Genomic DNA, 22855 nt, shown 5'->3' on the forward strand with positions numbered 1-22855 from the left:
TCAGCCCTTCGACAGGTTCGACCCCGTGGACGGCTGCGGTATGGACGGGGGGTGCTGGAGGGGGGTCGCCGCCAGGGACTGGGGGGTGGTGGGGGAGGCGAAGGCGGACGGGGCGGCCATGCCGGCCGTCGGGTCGGCCGGGGCGTCCTCCACCGGGAGGGGGAGGCCGCCCACGATGCGGACGCCCGCCGCGTCGAAGGCCCGCTTGAGGCGCCAGCGCAGCTCCCGCTCCACGCCCAGTGCCTTGCCCGGCATGGTCTTCGCCGCGACGCGCAGCGTCATCGAGTCGATGAGGACCTCGGTCAGGCCCAGCACCTCGATCGGGCCCCACAGGCGCTCGTTCCACGGCTCCTCGGCCGCCATCTCCTCCGCCACGCCCTCGATGAGTTTGCGCAGCGCGTCCAGGTCCTCCGTCGGGCGGACCGTGACGTCGACGGCCGCCGTCGCCCAGCCCTGGCTGAGGTTGCCGATCCGCTTGATCTCGCCGTTGCGGACGTACCAGATCTCGCCGTCCGCGCCACGCAGCTTCGTCACGCGCAGGCCCACCTCGATGACCTCGCCCGAGGCGACGCCCGCGTCGATGGAGTCGCCGACGCCGTACTGGTCCTCCAGGATCATGAAGACGCCGGACAGGAAGTCCGTGACCAGGTTCCGCGCGCCGAAGCCGATCGCGACGCCCGCCACACCGGCCGAGGCCAGCAGCGGCGCCAGGTTGATCTGGAAGGCGCCCAGGACCATCAGCACCGCCGTACCCATGATCAGGAACGACGCCACCGAGCGGAGCACCGAGCCGATCGCCTCCGACCGCTGGCGGCGCCGCTCGGCGTTCACCAACAGCCCGCCCAGCGCCGTGCCCTCCACGGCCTGGGCGCTGCGGTTCATGCGGTCTATCAGCTTGGTCAGCGCCCTGCGGATCAGGAAGCGCAGCGTCACCGCTATGGCGATGATCAGCAGGATCCGCAGGCCGGTGTTGACCCAGGTGGCCCAGTTCTGCTCGACCCAGCCGGCGGCGGCGCCGGCCTGGCGGGCGGCCTCGTCCAGCGTCACGGGGGCCGGGGGCGACGGGGTGGATTCGGTGGGCGGTACGGAAGGCGGGGCCGACCTGAGCACGGTGGACAACCTCCTGGGATCACGAGCGGGTCACAACCATTTAACGGCGTCGGCAGGGGGGTTCGTCGCACTGTTCGAGGGAGAGCCTCGTCTCATGTGGGGATGACCACGGTGTGGTCGAAAACACCTCGGGCCCGTTACCGCCATGTGGTGGCGCTTCGACCTGGCATGAGGAGAGACTGAGAGCAGATCGTCCCGGCGCGAGCCACGCGCCGCCGGCGTAATAGGAGGCATCCGTGCCGCATGTCCTGGTCCTCAACGCGTCGTACGAGCCCCTCGGCGTCGTACCGCTCCGCCGCGCGCTCGTACTCGTCCTCGAGAACAAGGCCGTGTGCCTCGAGGAGTCCGGCGCCTTCATGCACAGCGCTACCCGAGCCATCGCAGCCCCCAGTGTCGTACGGCTGAAGCGGTTCGTACGGGTCCCCTACCGGGGGCCCGTACCTCTGACCCGCAAGGCGCTCTTCGCCCGTGACGGAGGGCGCTGCATGTACTGCGGTGGCGTCGCAACCAGCGTCGACCACGTGGTCCCGCGCAGCCGCGGCGGCAAGCACGCCTGGGACAACGTGGTGGCCGCGTGCCGCCGCTGCAACCACGTGAAGGCCGACCGGCACCTGCGCGAGCTGGGCTGGCGGCTGCACCAGCCGCCGGCGCCGCCGTCGGGGCTCGCGTGGCGGATCATCGGCACGGGGCATCGGGACCCGCGCTGGCTGCCCTACCTGCAGCCGTACGGCGCGGACGACGCACTGGCCCGGATCGACGGCATCTCAGCCTGAGGCCCGGGCCCCGTCGTAGTCGGCGGCGGTCCGGGTGGGCACCCCGGGCGGACCGCATGCGCGGGCCGCATGCGCGGGGCGGGGCGCGTCGGGTGCGGGCGGGGACCACCGGGGTGGTGGGTGCACCGGTCCGCCGTTTCGGCGTGCCCGCGTACGGGGCGGGCGGGCGCGGGTCCCGCGGGGTGGCCGTGCCCACCCGTTCCGCCCCGCGGAACGCCTGCCCACGACCACACGGGCTCCGGCCCCGCCCGCATCGACCACGGCCGACAACCCGGGCGCGCGGCCCGACCGCACCGGCCTGCCGCGTCGCCCCGGCCGGGCCCAGCCGAGTCCAGGCGCGCTCGGCCCCGGCCTGCCGCTCGCCCGTCCGGCCGCGTTCGGCCCCGGCCTACCTCGCCGCTGCGGTCCACCCCGCTGCCCCAGCCGGGCTCAGGCGCGCTCCGCCCCGGCCTGTCGCCCGTCCGACCGCGCTTGGCCCCGGCCCACCCCGCCGTCCCGGCCTACCCCGCCGTCCCGGCCGGGTCCGGGCGGCCGGTCGGGTCGCCGGCCGCGGGTGCGGCCTTCCGCGCAGCCGGTGGGCGGGCGGTCTCCGCGACCGCGTACGCCTCCACCGCGTACAGCGAGTAGCCGTACTTCGTCGCCCGCTCGTCGCCCTGGACCCGGAGGTAGCGGGTGCCCGGGGCGTCCATGCGGACCGTCTCGCGGCCGCCGCGGCCCTCGCGGACCGTCGCCGCGGTGCGCCAGGTGCGGCCGTCCGCGGAGACCTGGACGCGGTACCGGGCGGCGTACGCGTCCTGCCAGTGCAGGACGACCTGGCCGACGCGGGTCGGGCGGGCCAGCTCGACCTGCCACCACGCGCCGTCCTCCGCCGGGGAGGACCAGCGGGTCTCCGGGTCGCCGTCGAGCGCCGCCGGGGCGGGGAAGTCGGGCGTCTCGTCGCCCGAGGAGGTCGCCGTGCCGGTGCGGGCCAGGTCGGGGCCGCCGGTGCGCGGGTAGGCGCGCACGGTCAGGGTGCGCTCCTCGCCCGCGAAGGCGAGCCGCACCCGGTACGTGCCGGCCGGGGTGGTCGCCGGGACGGTGACCGTCACGGGCACCTTCGCGGCGGTGCCGCGCGGCACCGCCGTCAGCGCGGGGACGCTCACCGTGACGCCCTTCGGCGCCCGTACGGTGAGCGCGCCCCGCACGGCTCCGGGGCGCTGCGCGGCGAGGAGGGCGTCGACGCGCTGGGGGCCGCCGCCGATCACGGCGTCGGTCTCGGCGCGCGGCAGCTCCAGGGCGGCCTGCGGCTCGTCCGCGAACCACGGCACGAGGGAGCGCACGGGCGGCTCCGGCGCGCCCTGCGGCCAGGACACGCGGACCGCGTCGGCGCGCAGCCCGGCGGCGGGCGTCTGCGTCCAGCCCGTGGGCGACAGGGCGCCGAGCCGGCGCCACCCCTCGCCGGGGACGTGCACGTCGACGCTGCCCGCGCCCCCGCCCGTACCGCCGCCCGCGCTCGGGACGGGTTCGGTCAGGGCGGTCACCGCTTCCACCGGGCGGGCCCGGTCGAGGTCGACCGTGTACGAGGTGGCCGTGCGGTACGGCTTCCCGGTGGGCCGGGAGGCGCCGGTCCAGTCGGCCGCCGCGTCGAGGGCCCGCTTCAGGAACGGGTCGAGGACGCCCTGCCCCACCTTCGCGGGGCTCGCGGCCAGCTCCCGGCGCAGCGCCTCCAGTTCCAGCTGGGCCTTCCAGGCGGCGGCGCCGTCGTCGCGCGCCTGCGCCTGGAGCATGTCGACGGCGCTCTCGCCGGCCCGGCCGTACCGGGCGAGCTGCTCCAGCCACGGCCGCACCTCGTCGTCGAACCGCCCGCCGTCGGGGGCGGTCAGCGCGTCCGGCGCCTCCCGCATGACCGTGAACGCCGCCCGCAGCTGCCGGGCGGCCCGGTCGCGGGCGGCGGCGGGGACGCCCGCCGAGGTGCGGGTGTGCCAGAACCCGGTGAGCAGCGGGCGCAGGTACGCCGACTCGCCGGACGGGTCCAGCAGGGACGAGGCGTCGTTGCCGGCGAGCGCGCCCAGCGCCCGGCGCGCCCGCGGGTCGTCGCCCGCGAGGTCGTCTAGGGCGGCGCCCCAGGACTCCCGCGGGCGGTAGCCGCGCGGGTTCCACGCGAAGTCCGCGGCGGTGAAGACGGGGACGCGGGAGGCGGCCGCCTGCTCCATGGCGTTGGCGAGGAGCGCCGCCGACCCGGCCGCGACGGCCGGCTCGCGGCCGGTGTACGGGCCGAGGAAGATACGGTCCTGCGCGTAGTCGTTGACCGGGTAGTTGTCCATGGTGACCAGCGGGTGCCGGAACACCTCGCGGGCCTCGGCCAGTTCGCCGCCGCTGATGGTGCGCGGCACGACGCCGACGCCCGTCCACGCCACCTGGACGCGCGCGTCGAGGGTGTCGGCGAGCGCCGTGCGGTAGTCGGTGGCGCCGTCCTGGTAGTACTCGGTCGGCATCAGCGACAGCGGCTCGGCGTCCGGGTGGCGCGCCGTGAGGTGCCGGGACAGCTCGCTCGCCACGCGGGCGTGGGCCCGCGCCGCGCCCCCGGGGCCGCCGCCGAAGGCGTCCGCGTCCCGCGAGCAGTGCCACTCGTCGTACCCGGCGTCCTGGAACTGCAGCTGGAAGGCGCGCACCCCGAGCGCGTACATGGCGTCGACCTTGCGCTTGAGCGCCCCGAGGTCGTCGTCCGAGGCCAGGCACATGGACTGGGCGGGCGCCACCGCCCACGCCAGGGTCACGTGGTTGCGCCGGGCCCGCTCGGCGAGCCGGCGGAACTCCGCGCGCTGCGCCGCCGGGTACGGCTCCCGCCACTGGGCCTGCCGGTACGGGTCGTCGCCGGGGGCGTAGAGGTACCGGTTCTGCTTGGTGCGGCCCATGAAGTCGAGCTGGGCGAGGCGCTGCTCGTGGCTCCACGGCCGGCCGTAGAAGCCCTCGGCCAGGCCGCGCACGGCCGTGCCGGGCCAGTCGCGCACGACGACGCCGGGCACGGTCCGGTCCGGCGCTATGAGCTGGCGGAGGGTCTGCACGGCGTGGAACAGCCCGTCGGTGCCGACGCCGTCCGCCGCGACCGCGTCCCGGCCCAGGTACCGGCCGGTCGCGAGCCGGTAGCCGCCGGCGGGCAGGTCCCCGCGCTCGGCCACCCGCAGGGCGCGCAGCGCGCTCTGCGCGCCGTCCCCGCCCCACCACACCACCGGTCCCCGGCCGCCCGGGGCGTCTTCCGGCCCGGCGCGCAGGACGCGCCGCACGCCCGCGGCGCGCAGGACGTCCTCCAGGGCGGCCGCGGCGTACGGGTCGGCGGCCGGGTCCGCGACGAGCGTCACCTCGTCGCCGAGGCGCACGGCGCCGCCCGCGGCCCGCAGGGACTGCGGGCGGGGCCACACGGCGGGCGGCGCGGCCCCGGTGTCGCGGTCGGGGACCGCGGCCGCGGGGGCGCCGGGCCCGCCGGGGGCGGCCAGGGCGCCGGGCGCGCCGCCGAGCAGACCGCCGAGGACGGCGACCGCGATGGCGGTCGCCGTGCCCTTGCCGCGGCCGAACTGCGCGAGCTGACCGAACTGCACGCGCGTCTCCCCTCGTGCTGCGTGGTTCTGCGGGTAGCTTTGCCGGTGCCGTACCGCTGTGCTGACAGGTTGTCGGACAGGCCGTCCGTCCGGTGGGTGACGAGCCCACCACCCCCTCGGCGAAGGTGTCAATGTGCGTGGCCGATGTGTCGGATTTGCACACCGGGCCCTGCGGGCCGGGCACCGCCGGGCCGCGCCCGCCGCGGACCCGGGATGTGAGCAGCGCCACGTCCGGTGGATGTCGGGGCCCGCGTTGGGTAGGGGCTGGGGCGAACCGCCGTTCCTGTCGTCCAGTACCGGGAGGCCGCCATGGCCGCGTCCGCACAGCTCCTGCTCACCGCTCTCTCCAAACAGGTCCCGGGCCCGTCCCCCCGACCCGTCTTCTGCCCGTTCTCCGGGCCCCTCACCAGCGAACCGCCCCTCGCCGACGCCGCGCCCCTCACCAGCGAACCGCCGATCTACGACGCCACGCCCCTGACCAGCGAACCGACCGCCCGCGGCACGGCCGGCGGACCGGAGTCGCCCCGCACGTAGCACCGCCGACGCACGGGGGCGCCCGACCCGACCCGATCGACGCACGACCGATCGGCCCGATCGATCCACGACCCGATCGACCCGCCCCCGAGCGCCAGGAGGCCGCATGACCCTCGCCCGGCTCGCAGCACTGCACGGAGTGGCCACGTCCTACTCCCCGTCCCCGGGCACCACGGTCCCGGTCCCCGAAGCGACCGTGGTCACCGTCCTCGGGGCACTCGACGTCGACGCCACCACCCCCGCGGCGGTCCGCGCGTCGCTCGCGGCGGCCGAGGAGGCGGCCGCGACGCGGCTGCTGCCGCCCACGGTCGTGGTGTGGCAGGGCGACGAGCCGTCGGGACGCCCCCGGCCGCTCGCCGCCCTCCCCCCGGGCAGCACGCTGCGCATCACGCTGGAGGACGGCGGCACCGCCGCGTCCCCCGTCGCGTGGGCCGACCTCCCTGCCGGGATCCACGCCCTGGAGGCGCGGGCGCCCGACGGGCGGACCGGGCGCGCCGCCCTCGTCGTGGCGCCGCCGCGGGTGCCGCGCCCCGCCGCGCCCTGCCACGGCGTGCTGGTGCAGCTGTACTCGCTGCTGTCCTCCCGCTCCTGGGGCATGGGCGACCTCGGCGACCTGCGCGAGCTCGCCGACTGGGCGGGCCGCTCGCTCGGCTCCGGCTTCGTCCAGGTCAACCCGCTGCACGCCGCCGTCCCCGGCACCCCGACCGACCCGTCCCCCTACCGCCCCTCCTCCCGCCGCTTCCCCGACCCGGTCCACCTGCGGGTGGAGGACGTACCGGAGTACGCCTACGTCACCGGGGCCGCCCGCGCCGAGCTCGACGCGCTCGCCGGGCGGGCCGGGGAGCTGCGCGACGGCGTCCTGCGCAAGGGCGAGCTGATCGACCGGGACGCGGTGTGGGTGCTGAAGCGGCGCGCCCTGGAGATCGTCGCCGAGGTCCCCCTCGGCCCGGGCCGGCAGGCCGCGTTCGACGCCTTCCGCTCCGCGCAGGGACAGGCCCTGGAGGACCACGCCACCTGGTGCGCGCTGGTCGAGCGGTACGGGGCCGACCGCGCCCAGTGGCCGCGGGGGCTGCGCGACGCCCGCTCCGCCGCGACCGCGCGGGCCCGCGAGGAGCTGGCCGACCGCGTCGCCTTCCACCGCCGGCTGGTCTGGCTCACCGACGGGCAGCTGGCCGCCGCGTCGCGGGCCGCCCGCGAGGCCGGCATGGCCGTGGGCGTCGTGCACGACCTGGCCGTCGGCGTCCACCCGGACGGCGCCGACGCCTGGGCGCTGGGCGACGCGTACGCGCTCGGCATGTCGGTCGGCGCCCCGCCGGACGCGTTCAACGCGCGCGGCCAGGACTGGGGGCTGCCCCCGTGGCGTCCCGACGCCCTCGCCGCGTCCGGCTACGCCCCCTACCGCGAGCTGCTGCGGTCGCTGCTGCGGCACGCGGGCGCGCTGCGCATCGACCACGTCATGGGCCTGTTCCGGCTGTGGTGGGTGCCGGCGGGGCTGCCGCCGACGGAGGGCACGTACGTCCGGTACGACGCCGACGCCATGCTCGCCGTCCTCGCCCTGGAGGCCCACCGCGCGGGCGCCGCCGTGATCGGCGAGGACCTCGGCACGGTCGAGCCGGGCGTCCGCGAAGCGCTGGAGCGGCGGGGCGTGCTCGGCACGTCCGTCCTGTGGTTCGAACGCGACTGGGAGGGCGACCGGCGCCCCCTGCCGCCGGAGGCGTGGCGGGAGGGCTGCGTCGCCACCGCCACCACGCACGACCTGCCGTCCACGGCCGCCCGGCTCAGCGGCGAACACGTCGACCTGCGCCACCGCCTGGGCCTGCTGACCCGGCCGCTGGCCGAGGAGCGCGCCGAGGACGCCCGGGACGTCGCCGAGTGGCTGGCGTACCTGCGCGGGCTCGGTCTGCTCGACGCGGACGCCGGGCGCGACGAGGAGGCGGAGGTCCGCGCGGTGTACCGCTTCCTGCGCCGCACGCCGGCCCGCATGACGGGCGTGTGGCTGCCGGACGCGGTGGGGGACCGGCGCCCGCAGAACCTGCCCGGCACCTGGGACCAGTACCCGAACTGGCGGCTGCCGCTCGCCGGGGCGGACGGCCGCCCGCTCACCCTGGAGGAGCTCGCCGCCTCGCCCCGGCTGCGCGCGCTCATGGCGGAGCTGGACGCGGCCGGCGCCCCCGGGCGGCCGCCTACGGCACCCCCGGGCGCGCGGGGCGACTAGGCGTTCGCTACGTTTGCTCCGTGGACAAGAAGAACGCCCTGCGCGCCGGCACCGTCGCGGCCGGTACGACGCTGATGATGCTGCTCCTGTCGTCCCCCGCGCTCGCGCTCATCCGCGACGACGGCGACGACCCGGGTTCCGGCCTGTCCGTCGTCGAGACGCTCGGCCTGTACGTGGTCGCGCCGATCGCGCTGTTCGCGGTCATCGCGGGCCTCGTCATGGTCCTCGACCGGTCGAAGAAGCAGCAGCAGGGCTGACGCCGACCCCCGTTCTTCCGGGGCGCCGCGCCACGGGGTGACCACCCCGCCGCGCGGCGCCTCGTCATGTCCGCGTACGGACGCGGCCGCGCGCGCCCGCCGCCCGCGCCCTCCCCGCCGCGCGCCCTATCCGGCCGTCGCGCCGAGCAGCCGGCGCAGCAGCACGGCCAGCTCCCGCGCCTCCCGCTCGTCGAGCGCCGCCTCCAGGGCCTCGCGCTGTACGGCCAGACCGGCCGCCACCGCCCCGTCCACGACCTCCAGGCCCCGGTCGCTGAGGGTCACCCGCAGCGCGCGCCGGTCGTGCGGGTCGGGGCTGCGGCCGAGCAGCCCGGCCCGCTCCAGCCTGTCCAGCCGGCCCGTCATGCCGCCGGTCGTCAGCATCAGCGTGTCCGACAGCTGGCGCGGGGAGAGCGTGTACGGCTCGCCGGAGCGGCGCAGGGTCGCCAGCACGTCGAACTCGCCGCGTGAGACGCCGAAGGGCGCGTAGGCCCGGTCCATCCGCTCGCCCATCGCGTGCGCCAGCCGGTACACCCGGCCGAAGACCGCCATCGGCAGCGTCTCCAGGTCGGGGCGTACGGCCGCCCACTGCGCGGTGATCGCGTCGACCGGGTCCACGGGGGCGCCGGGGTCCGCGGAGGCGTCGGCCTCCGCCGGCGCCTGGGGGTCCGGTACGGGGGTGGGGCTTGCGTTCATGACGGCAGTCTTCCGCCGCGGCCCCTTCGCTCGCAAGCAAGCATCACGCCGGTGAGAATTCCGGAAACAAGTAGCTTGGCAATAATTAGCTTAGGAGTAAGCTAGTTACTGCCAAGCCAACTGATCGGAGGGTCGCCATGCCGTCCCGCGCCGCCGTCGTCGCCGTGACCGCGCTCGCCCCGGTGTCCTGGGGCACGACCTACGCCGTTACCACCGAGTTCCTGCCACCGGACCGGCCGCTGTTCACCGGGCTGATGCGGGCGCTGCCCGCCGGTCTCGCCCTCCTGGCGCTGACCCGCGCGCTGCCGCGCGGCGCCTGGTGGTGGCGGTCGGCCGTGCTGGGCGCGCTGAACATCGGCGCCTTCTTCCCGCTGTTGTTCCTCGCCGCGTACCGGCTGCCGGGCGGGGTCGCCGCGGTGGTCGGCTCCGTCGGACCGCTGTTCGTGGTCGGCCTGGCGACGGTGCTCCTGGGTGAGCGGCCCACCGTCCGGGCCCTGCTGGCGGCGAGCGCGGCGGCGTTCGGGGTGAGTCTCGTGGTGCTCTCGGCGGGGGCGGCCTTCGACCTGGTCGGGGTGGTGGCCGGGCTCGCCTCGTCGGCGTCCATGTCCGTCGGCACGGTCCTCACCAAGCGGTGGGGCCGGCCCGCGGGGACGGGGCCGCTGGCGATGACCGGCTGGCAGCTCACCGCGGGCGGGCTGGTCATCGCGCCGGTCGCCTTCCTGGTGGAGGGGGCGCCACCCGCGCTCGACGGGGGCGCGCTCCTCGGCTACGCGTACCTGGCGCTGGCGAACACGGCGGTCGCCTACTGGCTGTGGTTCCGCGGCATCGGACGCCTCACCGCCACCTCCGTGACCCTGCTCGGCCCGCTCTCGCCGCTCACCGCCGCCGTCGTGGGCTGGGCGGCGCTCGGCCAGTCCCTCGGGCCGGTGCAACTGCTGGGCATGGCCGTGGCGTTCGCCGCGACCGTGGCCGGGCAGCTCGCCCCGCGCACCGCCCGACCATTCAGTTCATCTGAAAGGAAGGGTGAGGAGGTTTCGATGGACCTTACCGTTCCGGCGGTGCGACGGTAGGACCCGCGAACGACGAACCCGGCCGTGCGGGCCGGAGAGGGGCGGGACGAGCGTGGCACTCACCGACCGGGCCGGTACGAGGCGGCGACCCGAGGAGGCGGCGGTCCGGGGTCCGGCCGCCCCGGCCACCGCCCCGCGGGTGGTTGCCGGGGCGGCGGTGGCCGGGGTGCTGCTCGCCGCGCTCGCGACCCTCGTGTGGTCGGGGAGCTTCGTCGCGGCCCGCGCGCTCGGCGCCACCGTCCCACCCGTCCAGGCGGCGTTCTGGCGGTGGGCCGTCGCCCTGGCGGTGGTCGCGCCGTTCGGCGCGCGGGCCGCGTGGCGGCAACGGGCCCTCCTGCGCCGCCACCCCGGCTGGCTGCTGCTCGCCTCCCTGCTGGGCGTCACCGTCTACAACACCCTCGTCCACCAGGCCGGGACGACCACGCCCGCCGGCACCATGGGCCTGGTCATGGCCGCCTCCCCGGTGCTCATGGCGCTGTACGAGCGGCTCGGCGGCGCCCGGCTCGGGGCGCGCCGCACCACCGGGACGCTGGTGGCCTGCGGCGGCGTGGCGCTCCTGCTCGGCGCCCGGCCCGGGGCGGAGCCGCCGGGCCCCGCGGACCTGTGGATCGTCGCCGCGGCGGTCTGCTTCGGCTCGTACAGCGCGCTCCTGCGCCGCCGCCCGGCCGGACTGGGCGGGCCCGCGCTGCTCTTCACGACCTTCGCCCTCGGGACGCTCCTGCTGCTGCCGGTGTACGCGGTCGACGTCACCCTGCGCGGCGGGTTCCCGGCCACGCCCGGCACGGTGGGACCGCTGCTGTACCTGGGCGTGTTCTCCTCCGCCGTGGCCTTCTTCGCCTGGAACCGGGCCGTGCAGCTGATCGGCGCGGCCCGCGCCGGCGTCGTGTACTACCTCCAGCCGCTGGGCGTGGCGCTCCTCGCGTACCTGCTGCTCGACGAGGTGCCGGGGCCGGTGGGCCTGGCGGCCATGGCGCTGGTGCTCGGCGGCGTCGCCCTCGGCGCCGCGCCCGGAGCGCCGCGCCGCCGCGCCCGGTAGCGCACCGCGCCGCCCCGTACCGCCGCCCCCTACCGCCGCGGCCCCCGGCCGCCGTCGGGCGCCGCGCCCGCGGGGCGGACGGCCCGGTAGGTTGCGTCCCATGACCGAGTGGGACATCCGCAAGCTCCGCGTCCTGCGCACGCTGCGCGACCGGGGGACGGTGACCGCGACCGCCCGGACCCTGCTCATGACCCCCTCGGCCGTCTCCCAGCAACTGTCCGGGCTCTCGCGCCAACTGGGCGTCGAGCTGCTGGAGGCGGACGGGCGCCGGGTGCGGCTCACCGCCGCCGCGCACCTCGTCCTGCGGCACGCGGAGGCGGTCTTCGCCCAGTTGGAGCGCGCCGACGCCGAGCTGGCCGAGCACGTGCGGGGCGAGGTGGGCGAGGTGCGGGTCGGGGCGTTCTCCACGGCCGTACCGGCCCTGGTGGTGCCCGCCGTGCGGCGGCTGCGCGGGACGCGCCCCGGGCTGGAGGTGCGGGTGCGGGAGGCCGAGGCGGCGGAGGCGTACACGCTGCTGTCGGCCGGCGAGGTGGACCTCGCGCTGTCGCTCGCCGCGCACGCGCCGACCGCGCGGGACGCCCGCTTCACTCGGGTGCCGCTGCTGGCGGACCCGCTCGACGTGGCGCTGCCGGCGGACCACCGGCTCGTGGCGCGGGCGGGGCTGCGCCTGGCGGACCTGGCCGGTGAGCGGTGGATCTTCGGCGGCAGCGGGCCCTGGTCGGAGATCACGACGGCGGCGTGCGAGGCGGCCGGGTTCGTCCCGGAGCGGGCGCACTCCGCGGCGGGGTGGACGGCGATCCTCGCCATGGTCGGCGCCGGCATGGGGGTGGCGCTGGTCCCGCGCATGGCCGCCGCCGACCGGGTGCCGGGGGTCGTGGTCCGGGGGCTCGCCCCGCGGCCGCCCCGCCGCCACGTGGTCGCCGCGGTGCGGCGCGGCGCGGAGGACGGCGCCGCGGTCAGCCATCTGCTGGACACCCTGCGCGCGGTGGCTCGCGAACGCGACGGACACGGCGCCCCCGCCCCACCGCCCTGACGCCCGCGCCCACCGGCCGCGGGCGCGGGCCGGCTCACCGCCCCACCGCCCGACGGCGCGGCCTCACCGCGTGGGCTGACCCCTGGTGCCGCTCGACGGCACGGGCGCACCGCCCGACGACATGGCCATGCCGCCCCGCCGCCCGACGGCACGGCCCCACCGCCCCACGGCAGGGCCTACCGCCCTCACGACGCGGGGCCGCCCCCCGCCGACCGGGTCGGCGGGGGGCGGCCCCCGGGGTCCGGGTCGGGGGCGCCCCGCGCGCGTGCCGCGCGCCGCCCCCGACCGCGGCCGCTACCTGTCGGCCGCCTGCGCCTTCAGCGCCCGCTCGACGCCCGCCCGCGACTCGGAGACCAGCCGGCGCAGCGCCGCGCTGGGCTGCGTCTCCGCGAGCCACGCCTCCGTGGCGGCGAGGGTCTCCTCGGAGACCTGGAGCGAGGGGTACAGGCCGACCGCGATCTGCTGGGCCATCTCGTGCGAGCGGGACTCCCACACGTCCTTGACCACGGCGAAGAACCGCTCCCGGTACGGGGCGAGCAGCTCCCGCTGGTCGGTCTGGACGAAGCCGCCGATCACGGCCTCCTGCACGGCGTTCGGCAGCTTGTCGGACTCGACGACCGACGCCCACGCCTCGGCCTTGGCCTCCGCCGTGGGCCGGGCCGCCATGGCCGTGGCGGCGTGCCGCTCACCGGCCGCGGTCCGGTCGCGCTCGTGCTCGGCCGAGATCTCCGCCGCGCCGAACCGGCCGGTCGCCGCGAGCCGCTCCACGAACGCCCAGCGCAGCTCGGTGTCGACCGCCAGGCCCTCGATGGTCTCGGTGCCGTCCAGCAGGGCGGCGAGCAGGTCGAGCTGCTCGTCCGTGCGGGCCGTCGCCGCGAAGGCGCGGGCCCACGCCAGCTGGTGGTCGCTGCCCGGGGCGGCCGCCCGCAGGTGCTCCAGGGTCGCCTCCGTCCAGCGGGCCAGCCCGGTCTCGCGCCACTGCGGAGCCGCGTACAGATCGAGCGCGAGCTTCACCTGCCGGTGCAGCGTCTGGACGACGCCGATGTCCGTCTCCTTGGCGATGCCCGACAGCACCAGGTCCAGGTAGGCGCGGGTGGCCAGCTCGCCGTCGCGGGTCATGTCCCAGGCCGAAGCCCAGCACAGGGCGCGGGGGAGCGACTCGGTGAAGTCGCCCAGGTGCGCCACGACGTTGCGCAGCGACTCCTCGTCGAGCCGCACCTTGGCGTACGACAGGTCGTCGTCGTTGAGCAGCACCACCGCCGGGCGGCGCTTGCCGACGAGCGCCTCGACGCCGGTCAGCTCGCCGTCCACGTCGAGCTCGACCCGCTCGGTGCGCACGAGCTTGCCCGCGTCGTCCAGGTCGTACAGGCCGATCGCGATCCGGTGGGGGCGCAGGACCGGCTCGCCCTGGGCGCCCGCGGGCAGGGCCGGGGCCTCCTGCTTCACCGCGAAGGAGGTGATGAGGCCGTCGGAGTCGGTGTCGACGACCGGGCGCAGGATGTTGATGCCGGCCGTCTCCAGCCACTTCTTCGACCAGTGCCGCAGGTCGCGGCCGGAGGTCTCCTCCAGCGCGCCCAGCAGGTCCGACAGGCGGGTGTTGCCGAAGGCGTGGCGCTTGAAGTACGCCTGCACGCCCTGGAAGAAGGCGTCCGTGCCGACGTAGGCGACGAGCTGCTTGAGGACCGAGGCGCCCTTGGCGTACGTGATGCCGTCGAAGTTGACGAGGACGTCGTCGAGGTCGCGGATCTCCGCCATGATCGGGTGCGTGGACGGCAGCTGGTCCTGCCGGTACGCCCAGGTCTTCATCTGGTTGGCGAACGTCGTCCAGGAGTGCGGCCACTTCGAGCCGGGCGCGTGCGCCTGGCAGGCGATCGAGGTGTACGTGGCGAACGACTCGTTCAGCCACAGGTCGTTCCACCACTCCATGGTCACGAGGTCGCCGAACCACATGTGGGCCAGCTCGTGCAGGATCGTCTCCGCCCGCACCTCGTACGCCGCGTCCGTCACCTTCGAGCGGAAGACGTACTGGTCGCGGATGGTCACCGCGCCGGCGTTCTCCATCGCGCCCGCGTTGAACTCCGGCACGAACAGCTGGTCGTACTTGGCGAAGGGGTACGCGTAGTCGAACTTCTCCTGGAACCAGTCGAAGCCCTGCCGGGTGACCTCGAAGATCTCGTCCGCGTCCAGGAACTCCGCCAGCGAGGGCCGGCAGTACACGCCCAGCGGCACGACCTGCCCGCCCGGGCCCTCGTACGTCGAGTGCACCGCGTGGTACGGACCGACGATCAGGGCCGTCACGTACGTCGACATGCGCGGCGTCGGCTCGAAGGCCCATACGTTGCCATCGGGGCCCTTCGGCTCTGGGGTCGGCGAGTTCGACACGACCGTCCACCCGGCCGGCGCCTTCACGGTGAACCGGAACGTCGCCTTCAGGTCCGGCTGCTCGAAGCTGGCGAACACCCGCCGCGCGTCCGGCACCTCGAACTGGGTGTAGAGGTACGCCTGGTCGTCGACCGGGTCGACGAACCGGTGCAGGCCCTCGCCGGTGTTGGTGTACGCGCAGTCCGCGACGACCCGCAGCTCGTTCGCGCCCCGGCGCAGGTGCTTCAGCGCGATCCGGGAGTCCCGGAAGACGGCGGCCACGTCGAGGTGCCGCCCGTTGAGCACCACCTCGTGGACGGCGGGCGCCACCAGGTCGATGAACGTCTCCGCGCCGTCCTCGGCGGACTCGAAGCGCACCGAGGTCACGGACCGGTAGGTGCCGCCCTCCTGCGCGCCGCTGAGATCCAGGTCGATCTCGTACGCGTCCACGGTCAGCAGCGCCGCGCGCCGCTGCGCCTCTTCACGGGTCAGGTTTGTGCCAGGCACCCGGTCATCTCCTCCATGTACGACTTTGGGGGCCATCCTTCCACGGGCCGAGCCGATCACGGAGTGGGAAAACGACCCCCCGCGGGGGGCGGGGAGGACGGCACGCGGAAAGGGGCGGCCCCGCCGTCCGGCGGAGCCGCCCCCGAAGGCGGTGGGCGGTGGGGTCAGCCCCGCAGCTCCCGCGCGACCAGCTCGGCGATCTGCACGGCGTTCAGCGCGGCGCCCTTGCGGAGGTTGTCGCCGGACACGAACAGCGCCAGGCCGTTCTCGACCGTCTCGTCGACGCGCAGGCGCCCCACGTAGGAGACGTCCCGGCCGGCCGCCTGGAGCGGCGTCGGGATCTCCGAGAGCTCCACGCCCTCGGCCTCCGCGAGCAGCTCGTGGGCGCGCTCCACGCTGATGGGGCGGGCGAAGCGGGCGTTGACCTGGAGGGAGTGGCCGGAGAAGACCGGGACGCGCACGCAGGTGCCGGAGACCTTCAGGTCGGGGATCTCCAGGATCTTGCGGGACTCGTGGCGGAGCTTCTGCTCCTCGTCCGTCTCGAACGAGCCGTCGTCGACGATCGAGCCGGCCAGCGGCAGCACGTTGAAGGCGATGGGGCGCTTGTACACGCCGGGCTCCGGGTACGCCACGGCCGAGCCGTCGTGGGCCAGCTCGGTGGCGCGCTCGGCGACGGCCTTGACCTGGCCGTCCAGCTCGGCCACGCCGGCGAGGCCCGAGCCGGAGACGGCCTGGTAGGTGGTGGCGACCAGGGCGGTCAGCCCCGCCTCCTGGTGCAGCGGCTTCAGCACCGGCATGGCGGCCATGGTGGTGCAGTTCGGGTTGGCGATGATCCCCTTGGGGCGGTCCTTGACCGCGTGCGGGTTCACCTCGGAGACGACCAACGGCACCTCGGGGTCGCGCCGCCAGGCGGAGGAGTTGTCGATCACGACGGCGCCCTGCGAGGCGACCTTCTCGGCGAGGGCCCGGGAGGTGGCGCCGCCGGCGGAGAAGAGCACGATGTCCAGGCCGGTGTAGTCGGCCGTGGCGGCGTCCTCGACGGTCACGCCGTCCAAGGCGGTGCCCGCCGACCGGGCGGAGGCGAACAGCCGCAGCTCCTCGACCGGGAACTCCCGCTCGGCGAGGATCCTGCGCATGACCGTGCCGACCTGACCGGTGGCTCCGACGATTCCGACCTTCACGGGGACTCCTCCGTACGTACGTGCTGGGCGCTGGACCATGATGCGTCGGTCCCCGGCCGCCTTGTCCAATCCATTGTCCACGGGGTGAGAAGGACCACGGAGGGCTTGGAACGGGCCGCGAAGGGGAAAGGGCGGGCGCCCGCAGGACGCCCGCCCCCACACTCCGTATCCCTCCAGATTACGGAGTGACCCCGCCGATCACGACGCTGCCGGAGCCCGCGGCGGTGCCGCGCGCGTTGAGCAGCTGCACCTCGCCGAAGAACTGCCGGCCCTCGGGACCGGCGCCGTTCACGACGACCTCGGCGCCGAAGCGCGCGGAGGCGCCGTTCGCCAGCGACACCGTCGAGGCGGCGTCGACGCGCACCTCGCCGAGCGCGGAGGAGAAGTACACGTCCTTGTAGTCGAAGGCGGTCTCACCGGCCGGGACCGAGTAGCCGTCGACGACGATCGTGTACGTGCCCGCGGCGGGCTTCACCAGGGACACCGACTCCTCCGAGTCGCCGTCCGCGGACGAGCCGACCTGCACGCCGTCGCGCAGCACGGTCAGGTCCAGGTCGGCGGCCTTGTCGGAGACGTTGCCGATGGCCACGTCGAACCGCTCGACGCCCTCGCCGAGCTGCACCGTGGTGCGCTGGACGGCGTGGTGGGCCAGGGTGGGACGGGCGACCTTCGCGGAGCCGAGCGAGCCGCCCCGCAGCTTGCCCTCCAGCGCGGCGAAGCCGTTGGTGACGGTCCACTGCACCGGCGCGGCCTTGCCGGGGGTGACCTCCGGCAGCGTCTGGACGGCCGGGTCGAACGTCGCGCCGAGCACGGCGACGTCCAGCTGGTACGGGTTGTCCAGCAGCGGCGACGTGCGGCGCGACTCGACCTCGATCTCCCAGACGCCCGGCTGCGGGTTCGGGTAGGACCGCAGGTCGGGGCGGCAGGTGTTGGCCGGGTTCGGGTAGTTCGGGTAGCAGTTCACCGTCGACGTGGGGTCGGACGGGACGCCGTAGGGGTGGATCGCGACGAACCGGGTCTGGCTGTCCTTCGCCAGGCCGCCGAGGGCGACCTCCAGCGACTTGGCGCCGGCCGGAACCTCCACGAAGTACGAGCGGTGGCTGTTGCGCTGCACCGAGCCCTCGGCCTTCAGGGCGAAGGCCGGCTTGGCGAGCCGCTCGGCGGCGACGACGGTCGTCAGGACCTGCTTGTCGATGCCGCGGGTCTTCGGGTCGGTGATCTCCAGGACCGCGCTGTGCACGCCGGCGCTGCGCGGCTTCGCGGCGACCTTGACGGTGACCGGCTTGTTCAGCGGCAGGTCCACCTCGTCGCTGCCGACGACGCGGAAGGTGCGCTCGTGGTTGTTCTCGAACCACAGCTCGTGGCGGACCGGGCGGTCGGCACCCGTGGTGCGGGTGACGGTGATCTCGTAGACCTTCTCCTGGCCGACCCTGGCGCCGCCCTCGCGGTCGTACAGGCCAGTGCCGTGGCCGGGCTCGGCGAGGAACTGGTCGAGCGCGGTGTCGACCGGCGCCTTGACGGTGTACTCGTGGGCGTGGGCGCCGCGGAGCACCTCCTTCCAGGCGTCGACGACGTTGATGCGGCCTGCGCCCTGCTCGTGCGCCTGCGTGCCGGGGATGTGGTCGGCCTGGCTGACCACGGCGGTGCGCAGCTTCGCGGGCGTGAGCTCCAGCCCCTGCTGCTTGGCGGCGGAGAGCATCAGCGCCATCGCGCCGGTGGCCTGCGGGGCCGCCATCGAGGTGCCCTGCAGCATGGAGTAGCCGGCCGGCAGCGCGTAGCCGGCCTCGCGGACGGGGCCGCCGGGCGACCAGGTCTGCGTGGTGTTGACGGCCGCGCCGGGGGCGCTGATCGTCGGGGCGAAGCCGCCGTCCTCGCGCGGGCCTCGGGAGGAGAAGGGCATCATCGCGTACGGCGTGGAGACGGCCGAGCCGTAGTTGGCGGCCCAGGTCTCGCGGGACGCCGCGGCACCGACGCTGACGACCTTGTCGGCCAGGGACGGGTCGCCGATGGTGTTGACGCCCGGGCCGCTGTTGCCGGCCGAGATGACCAGCTGGACGCCGTAGGTGTCGATGAGGCGCGTGTACAGGCGGGCGCGGGCGTTGTTGCCGTCGTTGAGCGCCGGCAGGCCGCCGATCGACATGTTGACGATGTCGACGCCGCGGTTCACGACCAGGTCGATCATGCCCTCGGTGAGCGCGACGTTGGTGCAGCCGCCGCTCCAGGTGCACGCGCGCGAGGAGACCAGCTTGGCGCCGGGCGCCGCGCCGTTCATCCGGCCCCCGAAGAGGCTGCGGGCGGCGGTGATGCCGGCGACGTGCGTGCCGTGCGAGCCCTCGATGACGCCGATGTTGACGAAGTCGGCCTTGGCGCCGGCGCCGTTGTACACGACGTCCTTGCGGATCTCGACGACGAAGGGGATCCGCTCGACGACGTCGGTGGCCGGGTCGTCCGTGCCGAAGTAGCCGACCTGGAAGCCGTCCTTGTACGGCTTCATCGCCTCGTCGTCGCCGAAGTCGCCGTTGGCGTTCAGGTCGACCCGGACGGTGCCGGCGACCGGGTCGTACAGCACGCCCCAGACGTCGGTGGTGTCACCGTCGCGGTTCAGGTCGCCGTCCATGTCGCCGCCCTTGGTGGCGGCCTCGGCGAAGGTGCGGAACCGGTACGAGCCCTCGGGCGCCTTCCAGCCGCGGCCCTCGGCGGTGAAGGACGGGCCGGACACGCCGACGTCCATCCGGCGCCAGGTGCCGTCGCCGTCGGCGACCGGGTCGGTCGCGGTCACCCAGTCGACGATCTTGCGCTCGCCGGTGGTGGTCTTCTGCAGCGCCGGGTGGCCGAGGTCGACGCCGGAGTCCAGGATGCCGATGGTGACGCCGCGGCCGTCCGCGGTCGGCCACTTCCGCACGAAGTCGACGGCGCCCGTCTCGTGGGACGGGTTGTACGGGTTGACGGCCGGGGTGGTGCGGTCCGGCGCCGGGTACGTCCCCGCCGTGCCCGCGCTCGCGCCGGCTCGGCCGGCGTCGGGCGTCGGGTCGTCCAGCCGGATCTCGTGCTTCAGGTCGATGCCCTGCACGCTGGAGAGCTTGGCGGCGGCGCCGATGGCGGCCTCCGCCCGCGCCGTGGGGACGGTGGCGCGCACGTAGCCGAGCTTGTCGTGCGCGACGCCGACCGTGCCACCCTCGACCGCGTCGAGCTGCCGGGCCACCTGCTCGGTGGCGCCGGGGGCGGTCGCCACCATGAGGGTGACGGTCTTCTGGCCGCGGGCCTCGGCGTCCGCGAGGCGCTCCGCGTCGTCCGAACCGAGCTTGGCGGCCGCCGACTTGGCCGGTTCGGGGGTGGTCGCCGGGTCCTCGCCGGGGGCGGCGAAGGCGGGGGCGGCTCCGGTCGCGACGAGCGCGGCGACCAGGCCGGCGGTGGCGGCGACACGGGCCGCGCGTCTCGCCCCGGGTATGGGGCTGGGGGGTACGAGGGTCATCAGCATCCCTGTGGAGTGGAAGAACGGGTCCGGATTCCGGTACCGGATGACCGCTGAGCCTTGCGTACGTGACCGGGTTTTGTGGAGGTCTGTCGGAGGTGGAATGGTGCCGTGGCGGACATCCGCCACCGCGGCCGGTACGCCATCGGGAACAAACAGGGCGATAGTGAACTCCTCAACCAGTGGCCGGAGTTGTCCGTAGCCTTGTGCGGATGAGACGGACCCTGAGGGTGGCGGCCTACGCCGTGTGCGTACGGGACGGACGGCTCCTGCTGGCCCGCGGCGCCGCGGGGGACGGCACGGGGGCGTGGACCCTCCCCGGCGGCGGCACGCGCCACGGGGAGGACGTCCTCGACGCGGTCGTGCGCGAGGTCGAGGAGGAGACCGGCTACCGCGCCGAGATCACCGCCCTCCTGGGCGTCGACACGCTCCGCCGGGAGCTGCGCCGGGGCCCCGCCCGGCGGCGGGTCGACCACCACGCCGTGCGCGTCGTCTACGAGGGACGCGTCACCGGCGGAGCCCTCCGCCACGAGGTGGGCGGCACCACCGACCTCGCCGCCTGGCACCCGCTCGCCGACGTCCCCGCCCTGCCGCGCGTCCCGCTCGTCGACACCGCCCTGCGCCTGTGGCGCGACCGCCCGCCGACGGGCCGCCCCGCCCCCCTCCGCCCGGCTCCGGCCGAGGACGGCTGAATCCGGCTCAACCCCCGTCCGCGGCCCGCCCGCACGCTCAACCCGCGGGCCGCCCCCGCGGTCCCCACCCACGACCGCACCCGCAGTCGTCAAGGAGGGGACACCCCATGCCCGTACGCACCACCAGAGGCGCCCTCGTCGCCGCCGCCCTCGCGGCGGCCGTCACCGCCACCGCGCTCACCGCCCCCGCGGTGGCCGCCCCGACCGGCACCGACGCGCGCGCCGGCCGCCACGACGCGACCCGCGAGGCCGCGCGGGAGCTGGTACGGGCGGGGGCGCCCGGCGTCCTGGTCCAGACCCGCGACCGGTACGGCGTGCGGAACGTGGACGCGGGCGTCGCCGACCGGACCACCGGGCGCGAGCGCCGACCCCAGGACCGCTACCGCATCGCCTCCATCACCAAGACGTTCGTCGCCACCGTCGTCCTGCAACTGGAGGCGGAGGGCCGCCTCGACCTCGACGACAGCGTGGAGGAGTGGCTGCCCGGCGTCGTCCGCGGCAACGGCCACGACGGCCGGCGGATCACCCTGCGCCAGCTGCTCAACCACACCAGCGGGGTCTACGACGTGACCTCCGACCCCGCCTTCCAGGCGAAGGTCTTCGGCCCGGACTTCCTCCGCCACCGCTACGACACCTGGACCCCGCGGCAGCTCGTCGGCATGGCCATGGGCCACGCGCCGGAGTTCGCCCCCGGCACCGACTGGCAGTACTCCAACACCAACTACGTCCTCGCCGGGATGGTGGTCGAGAAGGCCGCCGGCCGCCCGTACGCCGAGGAGGTCGAGCGCCGGATCATCCGCCCGCTGGGGCTGCGCGCCACGTCCCTGCCGGGGACCGACCCGCGCATGCCGCGTCCGTCCGGCCGCGCGTACTCCACCCTCGGCGCCGACCCGGCCGACCCGGCCACGGCCGTCCACGACGTCACGGAGCTGAACCCGTCCATCGCGGGCGCCGCCGGCGAGATGGTCTCCGACGGCGCGGACCTCCAGCGGTTCGTACGGGCGCTGGTCACCGGACGGCTGCTGCCGCCGGCGCAGATGAAGGAGCTGACGAAGGCCGTCCCGACGACCCCCGGCGACGTGCGCAACGCCTACGGCCTGGGAGTGGTGCGCCAGAGGCTCAGCTGCGGCAAGGAGGTGTGGGGCCACACGGGCGGCATCCACGGGTCCGGTTCGGTCGTCGTGTCGACCCGCTCGGGCGACCACACCCTGGCGGCGAACGTGAACGGCGACTGGGTGGACGGCCTGGACAAGGTGGTGGAGGCGGAGTTCTGCGGGTAGCCCCCGCGCGTCACCGCGGCAGGACCACCACGTAGGCGGCCGGCGGGCGATCGTCGGCCGCCATCAGGGCGGTCCGCACCACGACGGCCTGCTGGTCGGCGGCGTCCCGCAGCTTGCGGGGCGTCAGGTGGACGACCGTGATCCCCAGCCGCTCCAGGTACTCCCGCTTGCGGGTGTACTCCGACCACAGGGCGTCCTCGTCCTGGCGCGGCGCCCGCGTGTCCAGCTCCACCGCCACGGCGTGGTCGGGCCAGTAGGCGTCCACGCCGCCCAGGTGGGGCCCGCCGGGCAGCCGCAGGTCGACGTTCCACACCGGGTCCGGCAGCCCGTGGTCCCGCACCATCGCGTAGAGCCGCTCCTCGGCCAGCGCTCGGCCCTCGGCGAGGAGCGCGTCCACCGCGTCCACCACGTGCGGCCGGGACAGCAGCCGCGCCCGGCTCAGCTCCCGCACCACCGACGCCGGCTCGCAGTGGCCCTCGCGCACCGCCTCGGTGAGCAGCCGGCGCACGGTCCGCGGATCCGTCAGCCCCTCCACCGCGTCCGCCAGCGCCCGCGCCACCGGTGCGACCGGCAGCCCCGTCACCTCCTCGGCGGCGGGCGGCTCGTGCGAGGCCCGCACGATCCGTACGAAGCCCGTGGACCGCAGCCGGCGGGTGCGGGGCACGAGGACGTCGACCCGGTCCAGCGCCGGCAGCCGGGGCGCGGACCGGAAGCCGTGCAGCGCGAGCGCCGCCAGCCCCGTGACCATCGACCCGTCGAAGCCGGCCCCGTCGGCGGGCGCCGGCCGCCGGTCCGTGTACAGCAGGGCCGCGTGCAGCCGCTCGTCACTGGTCGGCGGCCCCGGGTGCAGGAGGTACACCCCCGGCAGCAGCCGCTGCCAGGGACCGCCCGGCCGGCTCTGGGCGGCGACCTCGGCCGCGGGCACGCCGCGCGCCCGCAGCTGCGCGGCGGTCAGGACGCGGCGCGGCGGGTCGGAGGGGTGGGCGAGGGGGCGGGGGGAGAGCGGGGTGTTCTTCATGCTCGGGAAGTGCCCCCCGACTCCCGTGCCCCTAACCGCTGTTACACG

At 75.7% G+C, this 22855-nt stretch carries 16 protein-coding genes; 9 read left to right on the plus strand and 7 right to left on the minus strand.

What is annotated here, in order from left to right; translation table 11 throughout:
- A complete protein-coding gene (locus LPA54_RS07625; protein ID WP_228975078.1) occupies positions 1 to 1110 on the minus strand; it encodes a mechanosensitive ion channel family protein in 1110 nt (369 codons plus the stop codon).
- Between the two features lie 236 nt (positions 1111 to 1346).
- On the opposite strand from LPA54_RS07625, the gene LPA54_RS07630 reads away from it, so the two are divergent.
- Positions 1347 to 1883, plus strand: a complete 537-nt coding sequence (locus LPA54_RS07630) for an HNH endonuclease (protein ID WP_058945299.1) — start codon at positions 1347 to 1349, stop codon at positions 1881 to 1883.
- A gap of 500 nt (positions 1884 to 2383) precedes the next feature.
- Here the strand turns inward: LPA54_RS07630 and LPA54_RS07635 are convergent, their stop codons facing one another.
- The gene (locus LPA54_RS07635; protein WP_228975080.1) at positions 2384 to 5458 is read right to left on the minus strand and encodes a beta-N-acetylglucosaminidase domain-containing protein; all 3075 of its coding nucleotides are present in this window, start codon (positions 5456 to 5458) and stop codon (positions 2384 to 2386) included.
- Positions 5459 to 5767: 309 nt separating this feature from the next.
- Between LPA54_RS07635 and LPA54_RS07640 the strand changes: the two genes are divergently transcribed.
- From LPA54_RS07640 to LPA54_RS07650, 3 genes are all read left to right on the plus strand, one after another.
- Positions 5768 to 5992, plus strand: coding sequence for a hypothetical protein (locus LPA54_RS07640; RefSeq protein ID WP_228975082.1), 225 nt, complete (start codon positions 5768 to 5770; stop codon positions 5990 to 5992).
- A 106-nt stretch (positions 5993 to 6098) separates the two neighbouring features.
- On the plus strand, positions 6099 to 8207 hold the full coding sequence (gene malQ, locus LPA54_RS07645) for a 4-alpha-glucanotransferase (protein ID WP_228975084.1): 2109 nt from the start codon (positions 6099 to 6101) through the stop codon (positions 8205 to 8207).
- A 20-nt stretch (positions 8208 to 8227) separates the two neighbouring features.
- A complete protein-coding gene (locus LPA54_RS07650; RefSeq protein ID WP_228975085.1) occupies positions 8228 to 8464 on the plus strand; it encodes a hypothetical protein in 237 nt (78 codons plus the stop codon).
- Positions 8465 to 8590: 126 nt separating this feature from the next.
- On the opposite strand, the gene LPA54_RS07655 is transcribed toward LPA54_RS07650, so the two are convergent.
- Complete coding sequence (locus LPA54_RS07655; RefSeq protein ID WP_228975087.1) at positions 8591 to 9157, minus strand: MarR family winged helix-turn-helix transcriptional regulator; 567 nt, start codon at positions 9155 to 9157, stop codon at positions 8591 to 8593.
- Between the two features lie 137 nt (positions 9158 to 9294).
- Between LPA54_RS07655 and LPA54_RS07660 the strand changes: the two genes are divergently transcribed.
- The 3 genes from LPA54_RS07660 (at position 9295) to LPA54_RS07670 (ending at position 12296) form a co-directional block, all read left to right on the plus strand.
- On the plus strand, positions 9295 to 10227 hold the full coding sequence (locus tag LPA54_RS07660) for an EamA family transporter (protein ID WP_228975089.1): 933 nt from the start codon (positions 9295 to 9297) through the stop codon (positions 10225 to 10227).
- Between the two features lie 139 nt (positions 10228 to 10366).
- On the plus strand, positions 10367 to 11263 hold the full coding sequence (locus LPA54_RS07665) for a DMT family transporter (RefSeq protein WP_228975216.1): 897 nt from the start codon (positions 10367 to 10369) through the stop codon (positions 11261 to 11263).
- A 100-nt stretch (positions 11264 to 11363) separates the two neighbouring features.
- Positions 11364 to 12296, plus strand: coding sequence for a LysR family transcriptional regulator (locus LPA54_RS07670; RefSeq protein WP_228975091.1), 933 nt, complete (start codon positions 11364 to 11366; stop codon positions 12294 to 12296).
- A 294-nt stretch (positions 12297 to 12590) separates the two neighbouring features.
- Here the strand turns inward: LPA54_RS07670 and pepN are convergent, their stop codons facing one another.
- The 3 genes from pepN to LPA54_RS07685 form a co-directional block, all read right to left on the minus strand.
- Positions 12591 to 15164, minus strand: a complete 2574-nt coding sequence (pepN, locus tag LPA54_RS07675) for an aminopeptidase N (protein WP_228975093.1) — start codon at positions 15162 to 15164, stop codon at positions 12591 to 12593.
- Between the two features lie 164 nt (positions 15165 to 15328).
- Positions 15329 to 16345: an aspartate-semialdehyde dehydrogenase gene (locus LPA54_RS07680; RefSeq protein WP_228975095.1), complete on the minus strand. Its 1017-nt coding sequence runs from the start codon at positions 16343 to 16345 to the stop codon at positions 15329 to 15331.
- 178 nt (positions 16346 to 16523) lie between these two features.
- A complete protein-coding gene (locus tag LPA54_RS07685) occupies positions 16524 to 19817 on the minus strand; it encodes a S8 family serine peptidase (RefSeq protein ID WP_228975096.1) in 3294 nt (1097 codons plus the stop codon).
- 212 nt (positions 19818 to 20029) lie between these two features.
- On the opposite strand from LPA54_RS07685, the gene LPA54_RS07690 reads away from it, so the two are divergent.
- Both LPA54_RS07690 and LPA54_RS07695 read left to right on the plus strand, forming a co-directional pair.
- A complete protein-coding gene (locus LPA54_RS07690) occupies positions 20030 to 20509 on the plus strand; it encodes an NUDIX hydrolase (protein WP_228975098.1) in 480 nt (159 codons plus the stop codon).
- A 107-nt stretch (positions 20510 to 20616) separates the two neighbouring features.
- Positions 20617 to 21789, plus strand: coding sequence for a serine hydrolase (locus LPA54_RS07695; RefSeq protein WP_228975100.1), 1173 nt, complete (start codon positions 20617 to 20619; stop codon positions 21787 to 21789).
- A 10-nt stretch (positions 21790 to 21799) separates the two neighbouring features.
- On the opposite strand, the gene LPA54_RS07700 is transcribed toward LPA54_RS07695, so the two are convergent.
- The gene (locus LPA54_RS07700; protein WP_228975102.1) at positions 21800 to 22807 is read right to left on the minus strand and encodes a hypothetical protein; all 1008 of its coding nucleotides are present in this window, start codon (positions 22805 to 22807) and stop codon (positions 21800 to 21802) included.
- Between the last annotated feature and the right edge of the window lie 48 nt (positions 22808 to 22855).

Source organism: Streptomyces sp. DH12, assembly GCF_020873895.1.
Taxonomy (GTDB): Bacteria; Actinomycetota; Actinomycetes; order Streptomycetales; family Streptomycetaceae; genus Streptomyces.